Consider the following 18,757-nt stretch of genomic DNA (forward strand, 5'->3'; position numbering starts at 1 on the left):
CGGTCGATCCGGCCCGCGCCGCGGTCTAGTCTGGCTGGATGCTGCGGGTCCGCCTGCTGGGTGAGCAGGCGATCCTCGACGAGGCGACCGGATCGGTGGTGACCCGCTCGCCGAGAACCCTCGCGCTGGTGGCGTTCCTGGTCGTGCACGCCGGGGTGCCGCAGCCCCGGCAGCGCATCGCCGAGCTGTTCTGGCCCGACTCCACCGAGGCGCAGGCGCTGACGAACCTGCGCCGCGAGCTGCACCACCTGCGCCACGCGGTGGGCGACGAGTGCCTGGTGGTGACCGCGAAGGACCTGTGCTGGCGGGACTGCGCTGGTGTTCGCGTCGATGTGAGGGAGTTCGACACGGCGTGCCGGGCCGCGCTGGACGGTGACGCGGCGGCGGTGCTGGCCCGGGCGCCGGTGGCCGTTTCGGCCTACCGGGGTGAATTCCTGCCCGCCACCAACGAGGAGTGGGTGATCCAGCCGCGTGCCGAACTGGAATCCCGGTGCGTGCGGCTGTGCGACCGGCTGTGCCAGGCGCGCCGCGCGAGCGGGGACCTGACCGGCGCAGCGGACGTCGCGCGCACCCGGATCCGGTTGCGCCCCCTGGAAGAGCAGGGCTACCGGACGCTGATGGAGCTGCAGGCCGCGATGGGCGACCGCGCGGGCGCGGTCAGCACCTACCACCAGTGCGCGTCCACAGTGGAGCGTGAACTGGGGGTGGCGCCGGACGAGGCCACCCGGCGGGCGCTGCAACGGCTGCTCGCCGGGCGACCCGAGGGGGCGCGGCCGGCCACCACCGGACTCGTCGGGCGCACCCGCGAGCTGGCCGCCCTCGTCCGCCGCTGGCAGGCCGCCGCCGGCGGACGGCCCGGACTGGTGCTCGTGCGGGGTGGCGCCGGGGTCGGCAAGAGCCGTCTGGTCGCCGAGGTCGCCGACACCGCGCGAACGCAGGGTGCGATCGTCGCGATCGCGCAGTGCTTCGGTACCCCCGGGCGGCTGCCGCTGGCACCGGTCGCCGAGTGGTTGCGCACCCCCGTCGTCCAGGCCGCCACGGCGACCCTGGACCCGGTGTGGCGCACCGAGGTGGACCGTCTCGTACCGTCCGGCAGGGCGCGCAGCGAGCCGGGAACCGGGCCGCGCGCGATGGTCGACGCGTGGCAGCGGCACCGCTTCTTCGAGGGACTCGCCCGGGCGCTGACCGGGACTGGACGGCCGATGCTGCTGGTGCTGGACAACCTGCAGTGGTGCGACCAGGAGACCCTGGCGTTCCTCACGTTCTGCCTCGGCCTCGCCCCGCGCGCGCCGGTCCTCATCGCCGCGACCCTGCGCACCGACGACCTCGGCGAGCGGCCGGACATCGGCGACTGGACCACCCGCATGCGCGCCGCCGGACTGCTGGCCGAGCTGACCCTGAGCCCGCTGGACGAGGCGGATTCGGCCCGTCTGGCCGGCCTGATCTCCGGACGGCCGCCGGCGCCGGCCGATCGCCGGCTCCTGCACGCCACCACCGGCGGGTTCCCGCTCTACGTGGTGGAAGCCGTCCGCGGCGGGGCATTGCCCGGCAGCGGCCTGACCGACGTGCTGCGCAACCGCCTGGAGCAGACGTCCCCGGCGGCGCGCGCCGTCGCCGGGCTCGCCGCCGCGGTCGGCCGCGATTTCACGCTCGCCCTGCTCACCGAGGCCAGCGACCTGCCACCGGACACCGTCGTGCGGGCCGTCGACGAACTGTGGCGGCGCCGCCTCGTCCGCGCGACCGGCGACGGCTACGACTTCAGCCACGACCTGCTCCGGGACACCGCCTACGCACTGGTCAGCCCGCCGCACCGCTGGCTGCTGCACAGCCGGATCGCCCAGGCGCTGGAACTCCTGCACGCCGGGGACACCGGCCCGGTCTCCGGCCTGCTCGCCGAGCAGTACGCCCGGGGCGGGCGGCCGGACCGCGCGATCGCCTTCTACCGGCGGGCCGCGGAGTTCGCGTCCAGCACGTTCGCCCACGCCGAGGCGATCCGGCTGCACGAGGAGGCGCTGGAGCTGGTCCGGGCGCAACCCGATGGTGCCGGTGAGTCCAGTGATTCATCCGCCCGTCAGGAACTCGCGATCCTGGAGACGATGGCGGCACCGCTGAACGCCCGGCACGGCTACGCCTCACCGCAGCTGCAGCAGGCGCTGGAACGGACCATCGAACTCGCCGAACGGCTGCGTCGGCACGACACGATGCTCACCGCCCTGGTCGGCCTGTGGGGTTCGCGGTTCGTGCAGGGCCGCACGATCGACGCCGGCCGCGTGGCGGCCGAGGTGCTCGACCTCGCCGGAGAGGACTCCGAGCTGCGCTGCTCGGCCCATTTCGCGTTCGCCGGATCCGCCACCAGCCTCGGACGGCACTCGGAGGCGGTGCGGCACTTCGACCTGGCGGTCCGGCTGAGCCGGGGCGCGCCGTCGCTCACCGTCGGCACGCGACCGGACGTGCACGCGCTCGCGTGGGCCGCGCACCCGCACTGGCTGCTCGGACACACCGCGGAGGCCGTGGCGAGCTGCCGCGAAGCCCTTGTCCGCGCCCGCGCGGCCGGGCACCCGTACAGCCTGGCCGTCGCACTGGCCTACGCCGGGATCACGCACCAGATGTGCGGCGACACCGGCCGGCTCGGCGACACCGTGCGGGAGCTGGCCGAGCTGTGCGACCGCTACGGATTCGCCTACTACCGCGAATGGGGCCTGGTGCTGGGCGGCTGGCGGACCGGTGACCACGCGACGGCGCGCCAGGGCGTCGAGAACCTCCGCGCCGCGGGCTCGTTCGCGCGGATGCCGTACTGGCTGGCGCTGCTCGCCGACACCTCCGCGCCCGAGGCCGCCCGGGCGACCCTGGACGCGGCGATCGTCGCCGGGCAGGCCCGCGACGACGTGTGGTGGCTGCCCGAGGTGATGCGCAAACGCGCCGCGCTCGACGATCCCGGTGGCGCGGTGCCCCGGCTGCGGTCGGCGATCCGGCTCGCCCGCGCCCAGGGCAGCGTCGCGCTGCTCCGGCGGTGTGCGCACGACCTGGGCGTTCGGGCCGGCACGCCGTGACCCGGCGCGGGCGAACGCTGCGCGAACGGCCGGTCCCTAGCGTCGTGGCGACCCACCGGAGGAGGAACCATGACGACCATCGTCACCGCACCGTACGACGAACTCGCGGCCACGCTGCGCGGCGACCTCGTGCGGCCGGACGACCCGGACTACGACACGGCCCGGGCCGTCTACAACGGGATGATCGACCGGCGCCCGGCCGCGATCGTCCGGGTCCGCGACACCGCCGACGTCGTCTCGTGCGTGCGGTTCGCGCGGGCGCACGACATCACGATCGCCGTCCGCGGCGGCGGCCACAACGCCGGTGGCCTCGGCGTCGCCGACGACGCCCTGGTCATCGACTTCGCCCTGCTGCACAGCACCACCGTCGACCCGCGGCACCACACCGTGCGCGTCGACGCGGGGTGCACGTGGGCCGACGTCGACCACGCCACCGTCCCGTTCGGGATGGCCGTGCCGTGCGGGTTCGTCGGCTCGACCGGTGTCGCGGGCCTCACGCTAGGCGGCGGGATCGGCTACCTGTCCCGCCGGTTCGGTCTCACCGTGGACAACCTGCTCGCGGCGGACGTGGTGCTCGCCGACGGCACCCTGGTCACCGCGACCGAGACCGAGCACCCGGACCTGTTCTGGGCGTTGCGGGGCGGCGGCGGGAACTTCGGCGTGGTCACCTCGTTCACCTTCCGCGCCCACGACATCGGTGAGCACGGCGTGATCATCGGCGGCCCGGTGCTCTACGACCTGGCCGACGCGGCGGACGTGCTGCGCTGGTACCGGGAGCTGGTGCCGTCGCTGCCCGAGGAACTGTCCGGCTGGTTCGGGTTGCTGACGATCCCGCCCGCGCCGCCGTTCCCGGAGCAGCTGTGGGGACGCAAGGCGTGCGGCATCGTGTGGTGCTACACCGGGCCGCACGACCGCGCGGACGAGGTGCTGGCGCCGGTGACGAGCTACGGTGCGCCGCTCGTCGTGGGTGTGCAGCCGATGCCGCACACCGTCCTGCAGACCGCGTTCGACGCGTTGTTCCCGCCCGGGCTCCAGTGGTACTGGAAGGCCGACTTCTTCACCGAGATCACCGACGAGGCGATCGACGTCCACTGCCGGTACGGGCAGACCCTGCCGACGCCGTTCTCCACGATGCACCTGTACCCGATCGACGGCGCCGCCGCGCGGGTCCCGGCCGGGTCGACGGCGTTCGCCCACCGCGAGGGGGGCTGGGCGGGCGTGATCGTCGGCGTGTCGCCGGACCCGGCGGACGTGGACGCGATGTCGGGCTGGGCGAAGGACTACTGGTCCGAGCTGCACCCGACCTCGGCCGGCAGCGCCTACATCAACTTCATGATGGACGACGAGGGCCAGGACCGGGTGCACGCTTCGTACCGGGACAACTACGCCCGGCTGGCACGCGTCAAGGCCGCATACGACCCGGACAACGTCTTCCACGTCAACCAGAACATCCGCCCCGCGCGGTGACGGTGGCGTGCGGACCCCGAGGTGACCGCCCGGCGGGACCGGGCGGTCACCACGACCGCCGGGTCGCCGTGGCAGACTGCCGGGAGTCGATCTTCCGGCGGTTCGCACCAGCAGTAACACCAGCCCCTCCAGCAACACAACACGGTATGTCGTGTGGGTCACATCCGGGGTGTCGTTACCCTTCGCCACGCGAATGTCCGAGTAGTACGTCCCGGGGGGTCAGGTGCGCAAGACCAGCTCACGGCCGTGGCAGCGCCGGCCGCCGAGCCCGCAGCCGCCGCCGAGCAAGCCGCAGCCGATGCCCGGCCGCATCAGCCGCTGACGCTCCGGCCCGGCGCGGGTGGTATCAACCAGCATCCACAACAGCCTCGCCGCCGCTCCGAACCACTCCAAAATGGACTATTCGGGACCGGTGTGTCTCGGCGGTTTCCGATGACGAGCACGGTGCCGCCGGTTAGGCTGGGCGCATGCGTTTCGGACTCTTCGTTCCCCAGGGGTGGCGGCTCGACCTGACCGGCATCGAGCCCGCCCGGCAGTGGCAGACCATGCTCGACATCGCCCGGTACGCCGAGAACGGGCCGTACGAGTCGGTGTGGGTGTACGACCACTTCCACACCGTCCCGGTGCCCACGGAGGAGGCCACGCACGAGGCGTGGTCGCTGATGGCCGCGCTGGCCGCGAGCACCAGCCGCGTCCGGCTGGGCCAGATGTGCACCTGCATGAGCTACCGCAACCCGGCCTACCTGGCCAAGGTCGCGGCGACCACCGACGTGATCTCCGGGGGCCGCGTCGAGATGGGCATCGGCGCCGGCTGGTACGAGCACGAGTGGCGGGCCTACGGCTACGGCTTCCCGCCGGCCGGGCAGCGGCTCGGCATGCTCGACGAGGGCGTGCAGATCATGCGGCAGCTGTGGTCCACGGGCACGGCGACGCTGGACGGCAAGCACTACCAGGTCGATGGCGCCCGGTCCTACCCGCTGCCGCTGCAGGAAGGCGGCATTCCGCTGTGGATCGCCGGCGGCGGGGAGAAGAAGACGCTCCGCATCGCCGCCCGCTACGCCCGCTACACCAACTTCGCCGGTGGTGCCGAGGACTTCAAGCACAAGTCCGAGGTGCTCGCCGCGCACTGCCGCGACCTCGGCACCGACTTCGACGCGATCGTCCGGTCGGCCAACTACAACGTGGTCATCGGCGAGACCGAGAAGGACGTGGCCGACCGGCTGGCTTGGATCCGCGCGCACTACGAGCCGCACGTGCCCGCCGACGTGCTGGAGAACACGGTCGAATCGTTCCGCAACGGTCCGCTGGTCGGCACACCCGAGCAGGTCGCCGAGCGGCTCACCGAGCTGCGCGGTCTCGGCATGACCTACGCGATCACCTACTTCGCCGACATCGCCTACGACCGCACGTCGGTGGAGCTGTTCACCAACCGCGTCATCCCCGAGCTGGCCTGACCGCGAACTCGTCCAGGGCGGCGCGCATCGCCGCCCGCATCGCGTCGCTGCCGGTGTGGCCGGCGTCCTCGATCACCTGCAGATCGGCGTCCGGCCACACCTTGGCCAGCTCCCACGCGGTCTCCACCGGGCCGGACAGGTCGAGCCGGCCGTGGATGAGCTTGCCGGGGATGCCCTTGAGCCGGTGAGCTTCCCGGATCAGCACGCCCTCCGTCAGCCAGGCTGCGTTCGAGAAGTAGTGCGCGCAGATGCGGGTTATCGCGAGCACCTCGCGGGACGGCCGGTTGCTGTAGACGTTCGGCACCCCGTGGGGTTCCAGCGAAATCGCGGTGTCCTCCCAGGTGCTCCAGTCCCGCGCGGCCTTCGCTCGTACGGCGGGATCGGGGTCGGCCAGCAGCCGTGCGTACGCGGCGAGGACGTCGAAGGTGCCGCCCTCGACGTCACCGGCCCCGGCCCGGAACCGCTCCCGCTCCGCGGGGAAGAACCGGCCGACCTCGTGGTAGAGCCACTCGAGCTCGCGGCGGTCGGTGGTGGTGACCCCGGCGATCACGATCTCGCTGACCCGTTCCGGGTGCCGCTGGGCGTAGGCGAGGATCAGGGTGGAACCCCAGGAGCCACCGAACAGCAGCCACCGGTCGATGCCGAGGTGCTCGCGCAGCAGTTCCATGTCGGCGATCAGGTGCTCGGTGGTGTTGTGGGTCAGGTCGGTGGCCGGGTCGCTCGCGTGCGGTGTGCTGCGGCCGCAGTTGCGCTGGTCGAACAGGACGACGTGGTAGCGGTCCGGGTCGAAGTAGCCGCGCGTGCTGGTCCACGCGCCCGAGCCGGGGCCGCCGTGCACGACCGCGGCGGGCTTGCCGTCCGGGTTTCCGCAGGCGGCCCAGTGGATGCGGTTGCCGTCGCCCACGTCGAGCATGCCCTCGGCGTAGGGCTCGGCGGTCGGGTGGAGCTGGGTCATGGTCCCTCCAGACACAACAGTGCTGTTATATTAGCGCTGTGACGATTTCCCGGTCCGACCTGCTCGGCACCCGGCTGCGGAACCTGCTGGACCTGCTCGACGGCGACGTCGCCGCGGTGTACGCCGATCTCGGTCTGCCCTGGTTCCGGCCGCGATTCACCCCGGTCGTGCGGTTGCTGACCGCCTCGGGGCCGCAGCCCATCCGCGACCTCGCCAACGCCCTCGGGGTCACGCACTCGGCGGCGAGCCAGACGGTCGCGCAGATGGTCAAGGCGGACCTGGTGACGCTGAGCCCGGGCGCGGACGCGCGGCACCGGATCGTCCGGCTGACCCGCAAGGCGGAGGAGCTGCTGCCGGTGCTGGACGCGGAATGGGCGGCGACCACCGCGGCGGCGCAGGAGTTCGAAGCGGAGCTGGCCTACCCGCTGAGCGCGCTGGTTGACGAGGCGATCGAGGCCCTGCGGGCCCGGCCGATGCGGCAGCGGATCGCCGACGCGGCGCCGGAGCTGCTGGGCTGAGCACGTTTCCGCTGCGTCGCCCGGGGTACCACAACCCTTCGCACCCGGTGACCGCAGCGGAGGGCCGTCGTGCCGGAACCAGCGCAACTCGGTGAGCGAACCACCGCGGTACCGCTGCTGGGCCCGGCTGGGCTCGCCGGGCTCCGGCGCCACGTGCGGGAGCTGCTCGACGGCGAACGTCCGGAGGCGGCCGAACGCGCGCTCCTCGTCGTCGACACCCTCGCCGGCCTGGCCTGCCGGCACGCCCAGCCGCCGTGCACCGTGCGCCTCCGGCACCGTCCCGGCGCCCGCCTGCGGGCCGACCTCCGCGAGCTGCGCTGCCGCGCGCTGCCCGGCCACACGGCGTTGCGGCTGCCGCTGCACGTCCTGGACCGGCTCGCGCGCAGCTGGTGCGTCGACCTGCACGGCCACCACGGCGTGCTGTTCGCCGAAGTGGACCTGCGCCGCTGAATTCGGTTGCCGCTCGGTCTGCGGCTGCGTGAAGCTGCCGCCCGTGACCGAAGCCTTCTTCGCGTTGTTCTCCGGCCTGCCGCGGCAGGGCCCGGGCTCCGACGCCACCACCCGCCGGCTGCTCGATCTCGCCGGGCCACTGCCCGCGCGAGCGCGCGCGCTCGATCTCGGCTGCGGACCGGGCCGCTCGGCGCTCGTGCTGGCGAAAGCGGGCGCCCGCGTGATCGGCCTGGACACGCACCGGCCGTTCCTGGACCACCTCGCCCGCGCCGCTGAGGGGCTCGACGTCGAGACCGTGCACGCGTCGATGGCCGCGCCGCCGTTTGCGGACCGGACCTTCGACCTGCTGTGGGCCGAGAGCTCGGTCTTCGTGCTCGGGTTCGACGCGGCGTTGCGGACGTGGCGGCGGCTGCTCAACCCGGGTGGGGTGCTGGTGCTGACCGAGTGCGAGTGGTCCACCGAAACGCCTTCCCTGGCGGCACGGGAGTTCTGGGACCGGCACTACCCACTTCGGACCCGCGAGGAGAACACCGCCGCCGCGACCGCTGCCGGTTACCGGGTGGAGGCCGTGTTCCCGCAACCGGACAGCGACTGGTGGGACGAGTACTACGGCCCCCTGTCCGCTCGCGCCGACGCGGCCGTCACGACCGACCCGGCGATGGTCGCGGCAGTGGCGGCGGCGAGGGAGGAGATCGCGATGCGCCGCGACAACGGTCACGAGTACCGGTACACCGGCTTTGTTCTCCGCGATTCTCGCTCTTCCGGCCAGTAGTCGAGGTGAGTTGCGGTCGATGGAAAGCGCTCGGCTCATTGTGGGGCGCGTGGAGCAGCAAGATCCGCCTCACCTGCTTCCACGATGAGCCCATCACCGCCGCAACACGGGATCTGCTGTTCAGCTGTCCGCCGGATGGTGGCCGCTCGCTGGCACCTGACGCTGCTCATTGTCACCGATCCCAGGCCTCTGACCTGTGAAGAGTTGACCAGGTGCGGTTTTCGGTGCTGCTTGGGTACGGAGATCGGTTGTCGTGTCTTTTTTGCCGCGGCCGGTTTCTGCTATGGTCTCGCCTCGACCGTGTTGTCCTGTTGCGACGCACAGTTCTACGGTTGTCTTTTTCGCGCGGTGGAGGAGTTTAGTATGCGGAAGACCATGGGGGCTTTGCTCGGGGTGGTGATGGCTGGTGCGTTCTCGGTGGCCGCTGCCCCATCGGCCTCTGCCATTACCTGGGACCACACCATGAAGACCAAAGATGATAATCCGGGCGGGATCATCAAGTTCCGGGATGCCGGTGACGTCGTCGAAATCTGCGACCTCCAAGCAGACGGATATAACGTCGTCGGCGTCGTCGATGACGGCGTATGGGGGCACGGCTACAAAATCAAGGAGTCCCGTGGCCAGGGCCACTGCACACGGGTTGATGCTAAAAAGAACCGTGAGTACGACCTCTCCGAGAACCGGTACGTATCTTTTATGGTGTGCCTCGAAAAGGGTGGCGATGACAGTTACTTTTGCCATGACGGTGGCTGGTTGAACAAAAAGCGCTAGGGAATATTTGGACGATTCCCCCGCTTGTCGGAGCGTAGTACCTGCGCGATGCGGGTGTTTTGTCTCGTCGGTGGTGACTGGAATATATTGAGCTACCGGAATTGATTTTCGATAGTGGTGAAGTACCGGGCTCGATTGTTGTGTCGTGTTCCCGGTGACCGATTCACGTCTGGATCTCGGACTTATCTTTTGTCATGCCTGTCTTGGTGCGCGACAAGGGCAGATGCTTTTTTTTTCGCGCAGTTGATGTGAAGGGAGATTTGGTATGCGGAAGACCATGGGGGCCTTGCTGGGGGTGGTGATGGCTGGCGCGTTCTCGGTGGCCGCTGCCCCGTCGGCCTCCGCCGTCACTTGGGACCACACTATGAAGACCGATGATGACCGCCCCGGCGGCATCGTGAAGTGGCACATGATCGGTGATGTCGTCGAGGTCTGCGACATCCAAGCCGACGGTTGGGATGCCGTTGCGCATGTCGACGACGCTGCGGGGCACAGTTACACGATCCAGGCAGTCGGCAATGGCAGCTGCACGCGTGTCGATGCCAAGAAAAAGGGCAAATACGATCTTGCCGAGGTTCGGTACATTGGCTTCAAAGTGTGCCTCAAGAAGGGTAAAGTGGAGGATTTTTGCGACAATGCTGCCTGGTTCAACTACGAGCCCTAGGCTAGTCGCAGCGGTGTTGGCCGGATTCGCCGCGAAATCGGCGCCGTCTCGACGGACGAACCCACAGCAGGCCCGTATCTTCCGGCTGGTTGACCGCATGATGACTGGCGGGATGGCTGATGCGTTCTCGGTGTCCGTTGGCCGGTCGGCTTCCGCCGTACCCTGGGGCTGCACCACGAAGACCGATGGTGCTGCTCCGCAGCATCATCAAGTTCACGGCGGACGATTGAGCGATCTTCACGAGAAGCAGTCCGTCAAGTGGTTCATGCAGGACTCCAAGTACGCATGTCTGTGATGAGGCTCGGTGGTGGAATCCCCGAGTCTCTGGACGGTCGAGGGGCTTGCGGCTGATCGGCTGGGACCTGCAGGGGTGCAGGCCGAGGGTTGCTGGCCATCACCTGCGTGCGGGTGATGGCCAGCCCCGTATCAGCACAACGGTTAGGTTCTCGCGGTCCCGCCGATCCGCATCCGCGGTGGTGGGGAACGGCGGAGGGAACGACCGCATTGAAAGAATATGTGGTGCTGGTAAACCTGAGCCGCTGAATCTGGTTGCCGCGCGGTCCGCGTCTGCATGAAGCTGCCGCCCGTAACCGAACCCTTCTTCGCGTTGTTCTCCGGCCTGCCGCGGGAGGGCCCGGGTTCCGACGTCACCGGGCGGCTGCTCGACCTCGCAGCGCCACGGCCCGCGCGACCGCGCGTGCTCGATCCCGGCTGCGGACCGGGCCGCTCGGCGCTCGGGCTGGCGGAAGCCGCCCGCGTGACCGGCCTGGACGCACCGGCCGTTCCTGGACCAGTGCGCCCGCGCCGTCAAGGGCTCGATGTCGAGACCGCGCGCGCGATTCTCGCTCTTCCGGCCGGTGGTCGACGTGAGTTGCGGTCGACGGCGGGATCATCAAGTTCCGGGAAGCCGGTGACGTCGAGGAATGCGGTCTCCAAAAGGACGGCTGGGATGTCATCGGCATCGTCTATGACATCGGCATCAAGGTGTGCCTCAGGGACGGCAGCAAGGACAGGTTCTGCAACGATGCTGCCTGGTTCAACTTCGAGCCCTAGCACTAGTTCGCGGCGGCTCCGGAAGCTTCGTCGCGAAATCGGCGCCGTCTCACCGAATGATCCTACGGCAGGCCGGTGTCTTCCCCTCGGTCGTCGCATGGTGAGCGGCGGCTCGCAGGCGTCTGATCTCGTGGCAGCGCCGGAGAGACGCTGATTTGGGAGGGTCATACTTCCGTTCTCCGACGCGGTTTTCGGTACTGGCTGCGCAGAGGACGGTCTCCGGGTTGGCCCGGGGAGTTCCCGCGTGATCGGTCCGGGGCTTGCGGGGGCTTCGCCCAAGGGTTGCTGGTCACCACCTGCGTGACGCCGGTGATGACCAGCCTCGTTCACAACCGTTGAGTTCGCACGTTTTCCGGATCCTCGCAGCTCGGCGACCGCGATGGCGGGGGTCGGCGGAGGCGAATGGCTGTGATGAAGGAATTTCATCGAGGGTGGTGCGGTACTGGCCGCAGGAAGCCAGTTGCCCCAACGTGATCCCGCGAGTGGATTCTGCTACGGTCTGACATCGATCCCCTTTCGGCATGGCGTCGAACAACTTGCCCTCCGGGGCATCAGTTGCTCGTTTTTCGGCGCCATGGACGCGAAAGGAATTTGTAGCGTATGCGGAAGACAATGGTGGCTCTGCTCGGCGTCGCGATGGCCGTGGCCTTCTCTGTGGCCACAGCCCCGGCGGCCTCCGCCATCACCTGGGACTACACCATGAAAACCACCGACGGCGATCCGGGCGCTATCCTCAAGTTCAGGGCACACGAAGACGTCGTCGAACTCTGCGACCTCGAAGTCGACGGCTACGCCGCCTGGGCCTACATCGACGACGGCGGGTCCCACTTGTACCCCCTCCAGATCGGCGGCGGCCACAACAACTGCCGGCAGGTGAGCGAGAAGAAGAAGGGGAAGTACGACCTCGACGAGCACCGGTACATTTCCGTCCAGGTGTGCCTCGTCAAGGAAAACAGCGCCGCCAAGGGCTGCCGCGAGGCTGCCTGGTACAACGACTAGTTCCCAGCCATTTCGGCCCGAGATGCAACAGAGGCGGGCATCGTCGAAGCCGTCTCAATCTGTCACATCGAAGCCGACAGCTGGGCTGCGTTCGTCCACAGGGGAGGACAGTGTTGATCTCGGTCACTTGGCGTGACATTGCCGCCTGCCGGATTGGTCCGCAGCCCGGGTTCCGCCGGTCAGCCCCCGCGCGACACGGGGGCTGACCAGCCCGGCGAAGGAGGCCAGCGGCCCCGGCCGAGCTCGGCTGGCCTGATCCACCGGCCGCGAACACCTAGCCCTTCACGCAGACGACCTGCTTGAGGTGCGCGACCACCTCGACCAGGTCGGTCTGCGCCTTGATCACCGACTCGATGTCCTTGTAGGCGGCCGGGATCTCGTCGACCACGCCCTCGTCCTTGCGGCACTCGACGCCGCTGGTCTGGGCCGCGAGGTCGGCGGCGGTGAACGTCTTGCGGGCTTTGGTCCGCGACATCCGCCGCCCGGCGCCGTGTGACGCCGAGTGGAACGACGTCTCGTTGCCCAGGCCCCGCACGACGTACGAGCCGGTGCCCATGCTGCCGGGGATGATGCCCAGGTCACCTGCCCCGGCGCGGATGGCGCCCTTGCGGGTCACCAGCACGTCCACGCCGTCGTAGGTTTCCTCGGCCACGTAGTTGTGGTGGCACGAGATCGGCTCGTCGAACCGCACCCCGGGCACCTCGGCGGCGAGCGCCCGCTGCACGAGCGCGACCATCGTCGCCCGGTTGCGGGCCGCGTACTCCTGCGCCCAGAACAGGTCCCGCCGGTAGGCCGCCATCTCCGGTGTCCCGGCGACGAACACCGCCAGATCGCGGTCCGGCAGGTCCGCGTTGTGCGGCAGCTTCCGCGCGATGTCGATGTGCCGCTTGGCGAGTTCGTTGCCGATGCCGCGCGACCCCGAGTGCAGCATCAGCCACACCCGGCCGGCGTCCGGGCCGCCCTGTTCGAGGCAGACCTCGATGAAGTGGTTGCCGCCGCCGAGGCTGCCGATCTGGGCCCGCGCCCGGTCCCGCAGGTTCTGCACGCCCTCGTGCAGGTGCCCGAACGCCGACCAGAACTCGTTCCAGCCGCGCGTGCCGGGCACCCGGGCCGGGTCGACCGGGGTCTGGTGCAGCGCGAAGCCAACCGGCACGGCGTCCTCGATGCGCCGCCGCAGCCGGCCCAGGTCGTCGGGCAGGTCCCCGGCGGTCAGCGAGGTGCGCACCGCGCTCATGCCGCAGCCGATGTCCACACCGACCGCGGCGGGGGAGACCGCGTCGCGCATCGCGATGACACTGCCGACCGTCGCACCCTTGCCGTAGTGCACGTCCGGCATCACGGCCAGCCCGTGCACCCACGGCAGGTTGGCGACGTTGTGCAGCTGCCGCATCGCGGCGTCCTCGACGGACGCCGGGTCGGCCCACATGCGGATGGGTACCCGGGCGCCCTCGACTGCGGTGAACATCGGAAGATCCTTTCGCTGCGGTGGATCCCCAGGGTTACCCGGGAAACCGGCCGGAGCAACCGGATTTCAGTAGTCGTCGCGGCCGGTGAGCTGTTCCTCGAGCAGCTCGGCGGAGCTGGTGACCAGCGCGAGCGGGTCGACGAACTCGTTGAGGTCCAGGTTGGCCAGCGGCAGCGAGTGGCGGAGCACCAGGTACTCGCCCATGACGACCACCCCGCCGACGACGGTGGTGTGCCCCACCTCGGCGAGCACCGCAGGGACGTCGACCTCGTCCACGCGCGCGAACGGGGTCGCGATCTGGATCCACTCGTCCCGCCGGTCGAGCACCTCCCGCGCGATGACCACGATCTGGGTGCGTTCCTCCTCCTCGGGATCGGACTGGAAGCGGATGCGGATGCGCAGCTCGTCCGGCTCGTCCCGGACGACCTTGTACTGCTGCCGGATGAACGTCGCGAGATCGCGCCAGCTCGTCACCCCAGTGGTTCCCTTCTCGTGCCCGGACGGTCACGGGAAGTGAAGCACAACGGCACGACGCACGGGCCGGAAGCATCGAATTCCGGCGTCACCAACGGTTCAGGACACGGGCGCGGTGCGCCGGGCGGCTTCCCGGCGGCGGGCGCGGACCGTGGACGTGGTCCAGATGCCCAGCGCGATCAGGGGCAGCGCGGCACCGAACAGGCACGGACCCGCCCAGGCGAAGCGGTCGTACAACGTGCCGGCCAGCGCCGAGGCCACCGCGCCGCCGACGAAGATCGTCGTCATGAACACCGTGTTGATGCGGGCACGCGCGTCCGCCCGCAGGCCGTAGATCTCCCGCTGCGAAAGCACCTGGTGGCCCTGTACCGCGAGATCCAGCACGATCGCCGCGAGCGCCAGCACGATCAGCGAACCGGCGCCCAGCCAGGCCACCACCATCGCCACCGCGGCCAGCGCCAGCGCGATCCCGCTGCCGAGCCGGCCGTGGCCGCGGTCGCCCAGCCGCCCCGCGAGCGGTGCCGCCGTCGCGCCCGCCGCGCCGACCAGCGCGAACATCCCGACCTCGGTCTGCGTGAGCCCGTGCCGGCCGGTCAGCTCGAACGCCACGGACGTCCAGAACGCGGAGAACGCCCCGAACATCAGCGCCTGGCACGCCGCGCGCCGCCGCAGCGCGGGTTCCTCCCGCGCCAGCGTCAGGATGGACCCCATCAGCCGCCGGTAGCCCTCGTCGTGCGAAGGCCGGCGGTGCGGCAGGATCCGCCGCACGGCGACCGCGACCACCAGCATCAGCACCGCCGACACGACGTAGATCGTGCGCCACCCGAACGCCCCGGCGACCACGCTGGACAGGGTGCGTGCGAGCAGGATCCCCAGCAGCAGGCCGGTCATCACCGTGCCGACGAACCGGCCGCGCTGCTCCTCGGGCGCGAGGTGCGCGGCGAACGGGATGAGGATCTGCGCCACCACCGACGTCACCCCGATCAGCACCGAGGCTGCCAGGAACAACCCGAACACCGGCGCCATGGCCGCCACCACGAGCGCGAGCGCGGTGAACACCAGCGTGCGCGAGGCCAGCGCCCGGTTCTCCACCAGATCACCGAGCGGCATGAGCAGCGCGAGCCCGGCCGCGTAGCCGAGCTGGGTCAGCGTCACCACCAGCGCGGCGCTGCCCTGGCTCACGCCGAACGTGGACGCGATCCCCGCCAGCAGCGGTTGCGCGTAGTACAGGTTCGCCACCGTGGTGCCGCAGGAGAACGCGAGCACGACCATGATCAGCCGCAGGGTGCGGTTTTCCGGCATGACAGTGCCGACACGCGCCGCGGCCGCAAGATTCCCGGTGTGACCGCGCTCACCCGGCGAGGACGTCCTATGCGGACCGGATCCGCAGCCCGTCGAAGGCCACCGCCGCCACGGTCTCGGCGAGCTGGCCGGCGCTCTGCCCACCGCGCGGCCGGTACCACTCGATCAGCGAGTTCACCATGCCGAACAGCAGCCGGGCCGCGGTCGGCGGGTCGATGTCCGGCCGCAGGTCGCCCTCCTCCACGGCCCGGGTGACCAGGTCGGAGACGATGTGGTCGAACTCCCGGCGGCGGGCCAGGGCGTCCCGCTCCACCTTGGTGTTGCCGCGCACGCGCAGCAGCAGCGTCACGAACGGCAGGCGGTCCACCAGCACCCGCACGCTGCCGCGGACCAGGTACTCCAGCCGGTCGACCGCGCGCCCGTCGACCGCGTCCAGCTCGGCCACGATCTCGAACAACCCGTCCAGTGCCCGGTTCACCGCCAGCCGCAGCAATTCCTGTTTGCTCGGCACGTGGTGGTAGATGGCGGACTTGGTGATGCCGAGCTTGCGCGACAGGTCCTCCATGCTGGTGCCGTCGTAGCCGCGCTCGTTGAACAGCTTGACCGCGACCGCGAGCAGGGACTCCAGGTCGTAGCCCGGCCTGCCACGCCGGGCGGGCCGGGCTGGCGGTGCGGTCGTCATGGCCCCAGTATCCCAAGCACGCTCAGGCCGGTGGCCGCTGGTCGATCACGCGGCGCAGCTTGCCCATCGACCGTTCGAGGGTGTCCGGGTCGAGCACCTCGACGCCGACGCTGACGCCGACGCCGTCCTTGACACGGGCCGCGACCTCCGCCGCCGCCGACGCCCGGCGCTCGGCCGCGGTGTCCGGCCGCGCCTCGACCAGGACCGTGAGGTGGTCCATCCGGTCCTGCTTGGTCAGCTTGAGCTGGAAGTGCGGCGCCAGCCCGGCGGTGGCGAGCACGATCTCCTCGATCTGCGTGGGGAATACGTTGACGCCCCGCAGGATGATCATGTCGTCGCTGCGGCCGGTGACCTTGTCCATGCGCCGGAACGACGGCCGCGCGGTGCCCGGGCGCAACGCGGTGAGGTCCCGGGTGCGGTAGCGGATCACCGGCATGGCCTGCTTGGTGAGCGAGGTGAACAACAGCTCGCCCGTCTCGCCCTCGTCCAGCACGTGTCCCTCGACCGGGTCGATCACCTCGGGGTAGAAGTGGTCCTCCCAGATGTGCAGGCCGTCCTTGGTCTCCACGCACTCCTGCGCCACGCCCGGACCCATCACTTCGGACAGACCGTAGATGTCCACCGCGTGCAGGTCCATCCGCTGCTCGATCTCCCGGCGCATCTGCTCGGTCCACGGTTCCGCGCCGAAGATGCCCACCCGCAGCGACGACGACGCCGGGTCGATGCCCTGCCGCTCGAACTCGTCCAGCAGCGTGAGCATGTAGGACGGGGTCACCATGATGACTTCGGGCCGGAAGTCGGTGATGATCTGCACCTGGCGCGCGGTCATGCCGCCGGAGGCGGGGATCGCGGTGCAGCCCAGCTTTTCCACGCCGTAGTGCGCGCCGAGGCCGCCGGTGAACAGGCCGTAGCCGTAGGCGACGTGGACCTTCTGGCCCGGCCGCCCGCCGGCCGCGTGGATCGAGCGGGCCATCACGGTGGCCCAGGTGTCGATGTCGGCCTCGGTGTAGCCGACGACGGTCGGTTTGCCGGTGGTGCCGCTGGAGGCGTGGATGCGGCGCACCTGTTCCTGCGGCACCGCGAACATGCCGAACGGGTAGTTGTCGCGCAGGTCGTTCTTGGTGGTGCAGGGGAACTTCGCCAGGTCCGCCAGCTCGCGGCAGTCGTCGGGGTGCACCCCGGCCTCGTCGAACTTGCGGCGGTAGAACGGGACGTTCCGGTAGGCGTGCCGCAATGTCCACTGGAGACGCTCGAGCTGGACGGCCCGCAGCTCGTCGACGCTCATCCGCTCGGCGGGGGAGAGGTCGTCCGGTGCCGGTGCGGTGCCGAGGCGCTTCGCGGAGGGCACGTCGCTGTGCGTGGTGGTCATGGGGGCCGGCTCCTCAGTTCTTCGCTTGGCCGATCGTGCGGCTGCGGCCGCGGAATTCGGCGATCACCTCGCGTCCCGCGTCGGTCTCGCGGTGCACGGTGACGTCGTAGATGCCGTTGCGCCCGTAGCGCGTGCGTTCCTCCGCCGTGGCGACCAGCCGGTCGCCGAGCCGGGCGCTGGCGACGAACGAGATCTCGGCGCCGGCGGCGACGGTCACCGGGCCGTGGCTGTTGCACGCGCAGGCGAACGTGGTGTCGGCCAGCAGGAAGAGGTAGCCGCCGTGGGCGATGGCGTGCCCGTTGACCATCTGCTCGGTCACGGTCATGCGCGCGACGGCCCGTCCGTCGTGTGCCTCGACGAGTTCGATGCCGAGCGCCTTCGACGCGACGTCGTCGGCGAACATCGCCTGCGCGGCGTGGGACACGGCGGCACCGCCTCCAGGTTACTGACCGAATGGACGGTTAATAATGTGCGTCGTGCCGGGACACTGTCAAGACCCGTGGAAGACGGGCTTCGACTTGGCCAGAAAGGCTTCCACGGCGCCGCGGTGGTCGGCGGTGAGCCCGAGCCGCGCCTGCGCCTCGCCTTCCCCGCGCAGCACGTCCGGCAGCGGCGCGCCCCAGGACTCGGCCAGCGCCCGCTTGGCCGCCGCGTAGGCGAGCGTGGGGCCGGCGGCCAGCCGGGCGGCGAGCTCCGCGGCGGTCGCGGCGAGTTCGTCGGCGGGCACCACGCGGCCGGCGACACCCCACTCGGCGGCCTGCGCGGCGGTGAACGTGTCGCCGAGCAGGACCAGCTCGCTCGCCCGGGCCGCGCCGACCGCCCGCGCGAGCGTCGCCGACAACCCGGAGTCGCAGGTCAGGCCGATGCCGGTGAACGCGGTGCCGAACTTCGCGGTATCCGCGGCGATCCGCAGGTCGCAGGCCAGGGCGAGGCCGAGCCCGGCGCCGACGCAGGTCCCGTTCACGGCCGCGACCACCGGCTTCGGCATGGTCGCCAGCGTGGTGACGATCGGGTTGTAGTGCTCGTCGATGGTGGTGAAGGCGGTGGCCGGATCAGCGCGCAGCGCGTCGGCGTGCTCGGCCAGGTCCTGGCCCACGCAGAACGCCCGGCCGGTGCCGGTCAGCACGACCGCGCGGACCTCGTCGTCGGCGGCCACCCGCTCGAGTGCGTCCCGCAGCTCGGTTTTCAGGTCGGTGGTGAGCGCGGGCCGGAGCAGGGTCACGGTGGCCACCGCGCCGTCACGGGAAACGGAAACAACGTCGCCGGTGCTTTCGTCAGCCATGTCGAGACGCTACCATGAATTCCTGAACGT

Annotated in this window: 18 protein-coding genes; 9 read left to right on the forward strand and 9 right to left on the reverse strand. The window is 70.4% G+C overall.

The features are described from left to right. Positions 1-38: 38 nt before the first annotated feature. Positions 39-3,050, forward strand: a complete 3,012-nt coding sequence (locus FHX46_RS08435; protein ID WP_167112176.1) for an ATP-binding protein — start codon at positions 39-41, stop codon at positions 3,048-3,050. A 69-nt stretch (positions 3,051-3,119) separates the two neighbouring features. After that, positions 3,120-4,517, forward strand: coding sequence for an FAD-binding oxidoreductase (locus FHX46_RS08440; RefSeq protein WP_167112178.1), 1,398 nt, complete (start codon positions 3,120-3,122; stop codon positions 4,515-4,517). A 219-nt stretch (positions 4,518-4,736) separates the two neighbouring features. On the opposite strand, the gene FHX46_RS08445 is transcribed toward FHX46_RS08440, so the two are convergent. Further along, positions 4,737-4,874, reverse strand: coding sequence for a hypothetical protein (locus tag FHX46_RS08445; protein ID WP_167112180.1), 138 nt, complete (start codon positions 4,872-4,874; stop codon positions 4,737-4,739). A gap of 110 nt (positions 4,875-4,984) precedes the next feature. On the opposite strand from FHX46_RS08445, the gene FHX46_RS08450 reads away from it, so the two are divergent. Further along, the gene (locus FHX46_RS08450; RefSeq protein WP_167112182.1) at positions 4,985-5,971 is read left to right on the forward strand and encodes an LLM class F420-dependent oxidoreductase; all 987 of its coding nucleotides are present in this window, start codon (positions 4,985-4,987) and stop codon (positions 5,969-5,971) included. On the opposite strand, the gene pip is transcribed toward FHX46_RS08450, so the two are convergent. Next, the gene (gene pip / locus FHX46_RS08455) at positions 5,952-6,926 is read right to left on the reverse strand and encodes a prolyl aminopeptidase (RefSeq protein WP_167112184.1); all 975 of its coding nucleotides are present in this window, start codon (positions 6,924-6,926) and stop codon (positions 5,952-5,954) included. The genes FHX46_RS08450 and pip overlap by 20 nt on opposite strands. 38 nt (positions 6,927-6,964) lie before the next feature. Here pip and FHX46_RS08460 point away from each other — a divergent pair, with 38 nt between their 5' ends. The 6 genes from FHX46_RS08460 to FHX46_RS08485 all read left to right on the forward strand — a co-directional run bounded on the left by FHX46_RS08460 (position 6,965) and on the right by FHX46_RS08485 (position 12,153). Continuing rightward, a complete protein-coding gene (locus FHX46_RS08460; RefSeq protein ID WP_167112186.1) occupies positions 6,965-7,444 on the forward strand; it encodes a MarR family winged helix-turn-helix transcriptional regulator in 480 nt (159 codons plus the stop codon). Between the two features lie 69 nt (positions 7,445-7,513). Continuing rightward, positions 7,514-7,894 (forward strand): hypothetical protein, encoded by a 381-nt coding sequence (locus FHX46_RS08465; RefSeq protein ID WP_167112188.1) that lies wholly within the window; start codon positions 7,514-7,516, stop codon positions 7,892-7,894. Positions 7,895-7,937: 43 nt separating this feature from the next. Then, positions 7,938-8,666: a class I SAM-dependent methyltransferase gene (locus FHX46_RS08470; RefSeq protein ID WP_167112189.1), complete on the forward strand. Its 729-nt coding sequence runs from the start codon at positions 7,938-7,940 to the stop codon at positions 8,664-8,666. 363 nt (positions 8,667-9,029) lie between these two features. Beyond that, on the forward strand, positions 9,030-9,437 hold the full coding sequence (locus FHX46_RS08475) for a hypothetical protein (protein ID WP_167112191.1): 408 nt from the start codon (positions 9,030-9,032) through the stop codon (positions 9,435-9,437). 265 nt (positions 9,438-9,702) lie between these two features. Then, positions 9,703-10,101, forward strand: coding sequence for a hypothetical protein (locus tag FHX46_RS08480; RefSeq protein ID WP_167112193.1), 399 nt, complete (start codon positions 9,703-9,705; stop codon positions 10,099-10,101). Positions 10,102-11,754: 1,653 nt separating this feature from the next. After that, positions 11,755-12,153: a hypothetical protein gene (locus FHX46_RS08485; protein WP_167112195.1), complete on the forward strand. Its 399-nt coding sequence runs from the start codon at positions 11,755-11,757 to the stop codon at positions 12,151-12,153. A gap of 274 nt (positions 12,154-12,427) precedes the next feature. Here the strand turns inward: FHX46_RS08485 and FHX46_RS08490 are convergent, their stop codons facing one another. The 7 genes from FHX46_RS08490 to FHX46_RS08520 all read right to left on the reverse strand — a co-directional run bounded on the left by FHX46_RS08490 (position 12,428) and on the right by FHX46_RS08520 (position 18,727). Continuing rightward, entirely contained in the window at positions 12,428-13,618 is a 1,191-nt protein-coding gene (locus tag FHX46_RS08490; protein ID WP_167112197.1) for an RtcB family protein, read from the reverse strand. A gap of 66 nt (positions 13,619-13,684) precedes the next feature. Then, positions 13,685-14,092, reverse strand: a complete 408-nt coding sequence (locus FHX46_RS08495) for a hypothetical protein (protein ID WP_167112199.1) — start codon at positions 14,090-14,092, stop codon at positions 13,685-13,687. A 99-nt stretch (positions 14,093-14,191) separates the two neighbouring features. Then, on the reverse strand, positions 14,192-15,394 hold the full coding sequence (locus FHX46_RS08500) for an MFS transporter (RefSeq protein ID WP_167112201.1): 1,203 nt from the start codon (positions 15,392-15,394) through the stop codon (positions 14,192-14,194). A gap of 67 nt (positions 15,395-15,461) precedes the next feature. After that, positions 15,462-16,076, reverse strand: a complete 615-nt coding sequence (locus FHX46_RS08505) for a TetR/AcrR family transcriptional regulator (protein WP_167112203.1) — start codon at positions 16,074-16,076, stop codon at positions 15,462-15,464. Positions 16,077-16,098: 22 nt separating this feature from the next. Continuing rightward, positions 16,099-17,445, reverse strand: coding sequence for a phenylacetate--CoA ligase PaaK (gene paaK, locus FHX46_RS08510; RefSeq protein WP_167112205.1), 1,347 nt, complete (start codon positions 17,443-17,445; stop codon positions 16,099-16,101). 13 nt (positions 17,446-17,458) lie between these two features. Next, positions 17,459-17,848, reverse strand: a complete 390-nt coding sequence (paaI, locus tag FHX46_RS08515; protein WP_167121269.1) for a hydroxyphenylacetyl-CoA thioesterase PaaI — start codon at positions 17,846-17,848, stop codon at positions 17,459-17,461. An 87-nt stretch (positions 17,849-17,935) separates the two neighbouring features. Beyond that, the gene (locus tag FHX46_RS08520) at positions 17,936-18,727 is read right to left on the reverse strand and encodes an enoyl-CoA hydratase/isomerase family protein (RefSeq protein ID WP_167112207.1); all 792 of its coding nucleotides are present in this window, start codon (positions 18,725-18,727) and stop codon (positions 17,936-17,938) included. Positions 18,728-18,757: the final 30 nt, after the last annotated feature.

Source organism: Amycolatopsis viridis (assembly GCF_011758765.1).
Lineage (GTDB): Bacteria > Actinomycetota > Actinomycetes > Mycobacteriales > Pseudonocardiaceae > Amycolatopsis_E > Amycolatopsis_E viridis.